Raw genomic sequence first — 6136 nt, 5'->3', positions numbered from 1 at the left:
ATGAATTACAAAAATTTTCTTGATCATGATAATTCTGACAAAGGTTTGAAAAGTATGATCTTTGAAGTTCATTAAACTCTGTTAAGTATGAGTTTCTCTCCCTTCTAAGAGCATTAATTTTTGATCTTTCCGATAGATTCAGTTCGGGGTTATTCTTTAAGAAGGCTTCGGCCTTATTGGCGATACTTATTTTTTGTAGAGATCGCACAAATAATGCTCAGTATTTATATTGAATTGCCATTTCTTCCATTGTTCCTTGCACTGGTCTTTATCTTTTGGAAGCGCCGGAGTTATTTTTTCAAGAGTCTTCTTAATTCTCTTAGGCTCAAAGAAGTCTCTTTGTTGAAAAGAGAGCTTACAGTTTTCTTTTGTATAATTTTGAAGAAAGAGAGTTGTTGGAATAATGGCCTTTTCTCTTTTCCCGTCAGTCTCAATATAGACTTCAACATTATCTAAGGGATTATTCTTAAGATACAAAACATTATGATTTAAGAAAGTATAAATAGAGCAGTTATTATTAAGAAAGAGTTTGAGGCTATTCTCAGGGCTATAGAAAATAATCTCTTTTATTTGCTCAGGAGTTAGCTCAACTTTGGCGTTGGCACCTATGATTTGTTTCTTTTGAGTCTTCTTATTTAAGAGTTTGGCATCATTGACTTTAACAAGTGATTCGAGTTTTTGAATGAAACCGTAGTCAGGGGAATGATTTGAAGAAGGCCAGGCCACTTGGGCCTGACCTAATATAACTAAACTAGTCGATAGTTTTAGCAAGAATTGATGCAACGTCTTCAATTTCAAGGTTTTCTGTTCCTGTTTTTTCGCTGATTCCACCTTTAAAGTTAATCATACAGAAAGAACAGGCCGTCGCCAACTTCTCAACCTTTTTCTCACCAACATGAGCAAGTCTTTCTCCGGCAAGGTCTTTACCAGCTTCAACTTCGTACCACATATTTCCACCACCCATACCGCAGCATAGGGCCGTGTCTTTATTCTTATCCATTTCTTTGATCTGAACACCAGAAGCTTCAAGGATTTCTCTAGGTGCGTTATATTCACCATGATGACGTCCAAGATAGCATGGATCGTGGAATGAGAGATTCTCATCAACCTTTTTCTCTGGCTTAAGTTTTCCAGATCTCAGTAGGTCTGCAAGAAGTTCAGTGTGGTGTACTGTCTCAAATTCTCCATCTTCAAATTTTGCATATTCTTTACCAATTGTATGAAGACAGTGAGGACAGTGAGTTACAACTTTTCCAAAGTCATATTGTCTCATATTGGCAATGTTTTCGATGGCAATTTCATAGAATGAGTACTCATCACCAAATCTTCTGATTGGGTCACCATTACATTTCTCTGTTTTACCCATAACTGCAAAGCTAACACCGGCTTTCTTAAGAAGCTTAACAGTGTCTTGAACAACCTTTTGGTTAGAAGCATCATATGATCCAGCACACCCAACATAGTAGAGATAGTCAACTTTCTTACCGGCTTCGATTACTGGTACATCAAGCCCATCTGCCCATTTAAATCTATCGTCCTGAGCAATTCCCCAAGGGTTACCATTAATTTGGACTTTTTGAACTGCTGTAGCCGCATCCGTTGGGATATCTCCAAGAGTTAGGGCCTTGTATCTCTTGGCACCCATGATAATATCAACGTGCTCAATATTTGCAGGACACTCTTCCATACAAGCACCACATGTTGTACATGAGTCTAGCTCGATAGATGAGTATGTTTGCTTTCCCAGAAGTCAGCATCAGTTTCACCTGCTGCATGAGTTTCAAGTGCAAGATCTCTTGCTTTAGTAATAATCTTCTTAGGATCAAGTGGTCTCTCGGCGTTATTTGCAGGACAAACTTGAGTACAACGACCACACTCAACACATGCAAGAAGGTCAAGCTTGTTCTTCATTGTAAGCTCAGAAAGCTTTCCAAGTCCAAAAGTCTCCGCAGTCTCATCTGTGAAGTCCATTGGGTTTAGAACTGCTCCTCTTCTAGCCGGAGTAAGAAGTGCTGCTAAAGGAAGGACAAAAATATGTGAGAATTTCGTGTATCCAATTGATGCAACAAATACCATTGTGTTGATCATGTGGTACATCCACATCGTTCTATAAGTATAGGCCCAAGCGGTGTCACTTAAACCGATCTTAGAAAAGATAGAAGCAAGGAACCAACCAACAGGTGACCAAGTGGCCTCGCCAACTGGCATTCCTGTTCCCATGATTCTAACACCTTCGATTAGGTATCCAATGATAACAAGTGAAGCTAGCATGGCGTACATAAAGAGCTCTTGTTTTGGCTTTGTTGCCGAAAGATACTCTGGTTTATCGATATATCTTCTCTTGTAAGCAAGAGCTAGACCTGTCAGAACCATAAGTCCTGCGATATCAGCCGTAAAAGATACAATAATGTAAAGAGGACCTTTATAGATCTTAAAAGGAGTGTCGAAGTGAATAGCAACAACGTCTGTTGCAATCCATAGGATGACAAATCCCCAGAAAATTAGACCGTGGAAAATTGCGACATTTTTAAAACGTGGAACCTTTCCAGTTAATAATGCTGTCTTAAAGAAGTTCGACCAGTTTAGTTTTTCTGGAAGAAGTTTCTTAATTCCTTTAAATCCTTCTCCGCCTGTGACGAAGAGAAGTTTTACGTAAAGTCCTTTGCACATAATAAACATTGACGCAAAAAACATGAGATACATGACATACTTGAAACTTGCGGGAATATTCCACATAATTTCGCGTGTCGCTTCAATTGCGATGTTTCCATCCATAATTTGCCCTCACATGTGATGAAAATTGTTCAAGTTGTTGTTATATTAAATATTTTATAAAATATCTTACAGATTGATACTTATTTTTTACTTATAACCGACAAGAAGTGTAAGTTTATAATAATACTATAATGTCTTAACAAATAAGTCGGTATTTAAAAAGAGAACTTAATGAAAATATCCAAGTTATTGCCAATATTTATGCTGCTTTTCTTAGCTATTTCTTGCACAAGGGTGAAAACCATCAATAAGAAAGAACACAGCTTTAATTCGTATCCAGAAAGACTTATTTTCCTTCAGATTCCGGGCTTGAGTGAGGAACACCTTGCCTACCTAAGATATAAGAAACCTCTTTTTCGTCACCAGACATGGTCGGAGAGCTTTACTTGTTTTGGAAAAATGTGGAGACATAATCTACACGAGCTTAGGCCATCAGTTGAAGATAGCTTAGTTTCGCAGATTACTGGTCATTATGGATCAAATAAGACATGTGATCTCTATGCTGAGGTTCCACTTTGGTCAGTTCTTGAGAAGTTTAATTACCAAAGTGCAGTGGTCGAAAGAAATAGATCTCAGGGAGTTGAAAGAGCTTTAAAGTGTAATGATAAATTTTATGATGAGAGTACAGTTTTTGTTTCGTCAGTTGGGACAGGAAAATTATCACAGGAGTACTTTCATGTCGAAAGAGAGAAAGAGTACTTAAAGAATAAAATTTATCTCGATGAGAGTTGTTCTAAGGCCAAGTGCTTTTCTAAATCATCAAGTGTATTCTTCCATGTTTGGAACTCGCTAGTTGAGCGTCCTAAGAAGCTTTTAGTATTTAAGGATTACTCATTAATTAATGCCATTAATTCTAATAACTCAGCTGCATTTTTTGAGTATCTAGAGGAGCTGAGCAAGCTCATTGCTGATATTAATGGAACTATTGTCAGTCGAAATCCTAATACAACTCTAGTTGTGTCTTCAACTTCTCCACAGAGAATTAAGTGGCCAAGAAGTAGTAAAACTTGGAAAGGTATTAATCTTGCCAAGAGCACAACCGGTGAAGAGTTGATGGCCCCTATCTGGGCAACTGGTGCAATGGCCGAAAATTTCTGTGGTGTTTACTCTGAGGTAGATGTCTTTAATCGATTATTTTGGCGCCCTCAGAAAACGAGACTTCCATTATTGGACGCCTTAGATTTTTAAAAAAAATTAGTGTTTAAGCTGAATAAGATTGATGATCTCATCTCTCGTGATGAGATAATTTGTCTTACAGTAGTCACATTTGGCTTCTAGTGACTCTTTTCCATCAAAGATATCATCGATTGTATGACTTCCTGTTAGTCCAGCAACACCTGTTAGCATTCTTTCACGAGAACAGTTGCACTTGAAAGAAATTTCTTTTGAACCAATAAACTCGAATCCTAGTTCTTCTACTACTCTTTGAATTTTGTCATAATCAGTAGAGGCTTCTTTAAATAGATTCGTTATTTTTGGCTCGATATCTTGCCAGTAATCGTGAAGACTTTGCCTTTCAATAACTTCTTCTTTGTTAACATTCTTTTGAGGAAGCCTTGAAAATAAGACTGCCTGGTCTGAGTCTTCTGATAAGATTACTTTAGAGTTAACTTGGTATGAGTCTTTTAGAATCATATTAACAACTTCATTCGTTGTGTGATTATCGACCTTCATAACCGAAGTATATGGTGTAGGGCTATGAGGGAACATTTTTGACTGGCGAACTTGACCACTATATCTCGTTGGTAACTCATCAAATGATTCAGGAAGTAATAGAGTTCTCATATGACCTGCTGAATTCATCTCAAGCTTTAAACGAAAGTAAGGCTCTTCTGAGTCAATGAAGAGGCCCATATTCTCTTGAGGTTTTAGGAAATTAATAAGAGGAAGTGTACTTAAAATACTATCTCTAAAAAAGTGAAACCCCTTATTCTTGAGATTATGAATAATGGCCAGGTCATGAATGACTTTCTGTCCTTCAAAAAAAGAAATCGTGAATCCATTTTTTGAGTCAATAAAGTTAAAAAGACGACTTTCTGGTAGCATAATGATATTCTCCTATAGTGAATACGGTATATACCTTATTCCTAGCTATGTGTCATCGTAAATAATGGAATACTTATGTTGAACGTCTTTCAGTACGAAAAAGATATTACCGAAATTAGTGACTTGGTGCTCCAGAAAGATCACTGGAAGGCCATTTGTCCTAGCCCACAAAAATCAGATATGTTTCGTGAAATTGTCAATGAAATGGGTCTTGGTGATCGTGTCCAAGTTATGACGATCAGTAAGTTTGTCAGCGATATCTTATCTCTCGCTCCTGATGCTGAAAAGATTGAAAGAGTTGGAAAGTCTCAACTACTTATGGATCTGTGGACACTGTGGAAAATCAAAGTAAATAATGATTATGAAAAGTATCGCTTTTGTTTTGATTTATTTACTGAAATTCGAAGTTATAGCCTAGAGTCTGCAATTGTCGAAGATATAAAAGAGCTTATTGAGCCACAGAATTATGAAGGACTCTTACTCTTTAATGCATACTTTGAAGCGATGAGTATCGTAGACGAGCAAAAATCTTATCAATTGATAGGCGATTACTTTGATAAATCAAATTTATCTCAATCCTATATTTTTTGGGGCTACGATCATTTTAATTCAAACCAAATTGATATGCTTAAGGCCATGAGTGAACATGTAGAAGTTTGTGTTCCACTTGCCTCTAGTATTTTAAAGAGTTGTGATAATCTCGATTGGCCGACATGGTTAACTACAGATGACTTTAGAGAGACTGAGGAAACAGAAGAAATGACTCTTGACTGTTACGAGGTTCCGAAGGGACGCCTCAGTGAGTATCTTGACCAGATTGTCGGAGAGTCAAAATCAAACCTAATTCATATCGATAAATCTTTATCACTGTATAAAATCAATTCATTATTTAAAACCCATCAGAGTTTCAAAGTTAACCATGATCTCTTTGATCATGCGGTTGAAGAAGTCTTTTCAAAGTTAAATGAACTTTTCAAGACTTCATCGAAGCCAAAGTTTGAAAGCTTTGAAGAAGTTTTAGATCAGCTCAGTCAACAGTATCTGAAGGAGCAAAAGCTTTCTGAATTTAAAGTCGCACTTACCTTAAAGCAAACAATGTCTCGTTTTGTAGAGCAGTCAGAGCTAAATGAAGAGCTTGAAGTTGGAGATCTAAAGTGTGTTAGAGAAATTCTCTCGCTTGATCTTCCAAGAAGTTCATTTGTTAGTTTAGTTGAGAAAGAAGATATTGGAATTAATGAAAGGGACTTTTTACTTAAGCCAATTGTGAATGAAGTGGAGAATTATCTTTTTATAGAAAGCTCGAGTTCAACTTCTT

At 36.9% G+C, this 6136-nt stretch carries 7 protein-coding genes; 2 read left to right on the top strand and 5 right to left on the bottom strand.

All coding sequences use genetic code 11. The annotated features are described in order from the left end of the window. From M901_RS17965 to M901_RS05455, 4 genes are all read right to left on the bottom strand, one after another. The coding region (locus M901_RS17965; RefSeq protein WP_034720627.1) for a hypothetical protein at window positions 1-208 on the bottom strand (208 nt) is incomplete at its 3' end. Continuing rightward, complete coding sequence (locus M901_RS05465) at window positions 187-771, bottom strand: hypothetical protein (protein ID WP_034722087.1); 585 nt, start codon at window positions 769-771, stop codon at window positions 187-189. The genes M901_RS17965 and M901_RS05465, both read right to left, overlap by 22 nt. After that, window positions 752-1687 (bottom strand): (Fe-S)-binding protein, encoded by a 936-nt coding sequence (locus tag M901_RS05460; protein ID WP_021277180.1) that lies wholly within the window; start codon window positions 1685-1687, stop codon window positions 752-754. The genes M901_RS05465 and M901_RS05460 overlap by 20 nt, the downstream gene beginning before the upstream one ends. Window positions 1688-1713: 26 nt before the next feature. Further along, entirely contained in the window at window positions 1714-2775 is a 1062-nt protein-coding gene (locus tag M901_RS05455; RefSeq protein ID WP_021277182.1) for a (Fe-S)-binding protein, read from the bottom strand. A gap of 171 nt (window positions 2776-2946) precedes the next feature. Here M901_RS05455 and M901_RS05450 point away from each other — a divergent pair, with 171 nt between their 5' ends. Beyond that, window positions 2947-3963: a hypothetical protein gene (locus M901_RS05450; protein WP_021277185.1), complete on the top strand. Its 1017-nt coding sequence runs from the start codon at window positions 2947-2949 to the stop codon at window positions 3961-3963. A gap of 6 nt (window positions 3964-3969) precedes the next feature. On the opposite strand, the gene M901_RS05445 is transcribed toward M901_RS05450, so the two are convergent. Beyond that, window positions 3970-4821: an Hsp33 family molecular chaperone HslO gene (locus tag M901_RS05445; RefSeq protein WP_021277183.1), complete on the bottom strand. Its 852-nt coding sequence runs from the start codon at window positions 4819-4821 to the stop codon at window positions 3970-3972. Window positions 4822-4896: 75 nt separating this feature from the next. Between M901_RS05445 and M901_RS05440 the strand changes: the two genes are divergently transcribed. Then, on the top strand, window positions 4897-6136 hold a 1240-nt coding region (locus M901_RS05440), incomplete at its 3' end, for a hypothetical protein (protein ID WP_034720624.1).

Source organism: Bacteriovorax sp. DB6_IX (assembly GCF_000447775.1).
GTDB lineage: Bacteria > Bdellovibrionota > Bacteriovoracia > Bacteriovoracales > Bacteriovoracaceae > Halobacteriovorax_A.
This window is presented reverse-complemented; position numbering and strand designations above follow the sequence as displayed.

Bases quoted from the DNA above. Each gene is read 5' to 3' on its own strand.
- M901_RS05460 (WP_021277180.1), bottom strand. From the start codon at position 1,687: ATGGAAGAGTGTCCTGCAAATATTGAGCACGTTGATATTATCATGGGT.
- M901_RS05455 (WP_021277182.1), bottom strand. From the start codon at position 2,775: ATGGATGGAAACATCGCAATTGAAGCGACACGCGAAATTATGTGGAAT.
- M901_RS05450 (WP_021277185.1), top strand. From the start codon at position 2,947: ATGAAAATATCCAAGTTATTGCCAATATTTATGCTGCTTTTCTTAGCT.
- M901_RS05445 (WP_021277183.1), bottom strand. From the start codon at position 4,821: ATGCTACCAGAAAGTCGTCTTTTTAACTTTATTGACTCAAAAAATGGA.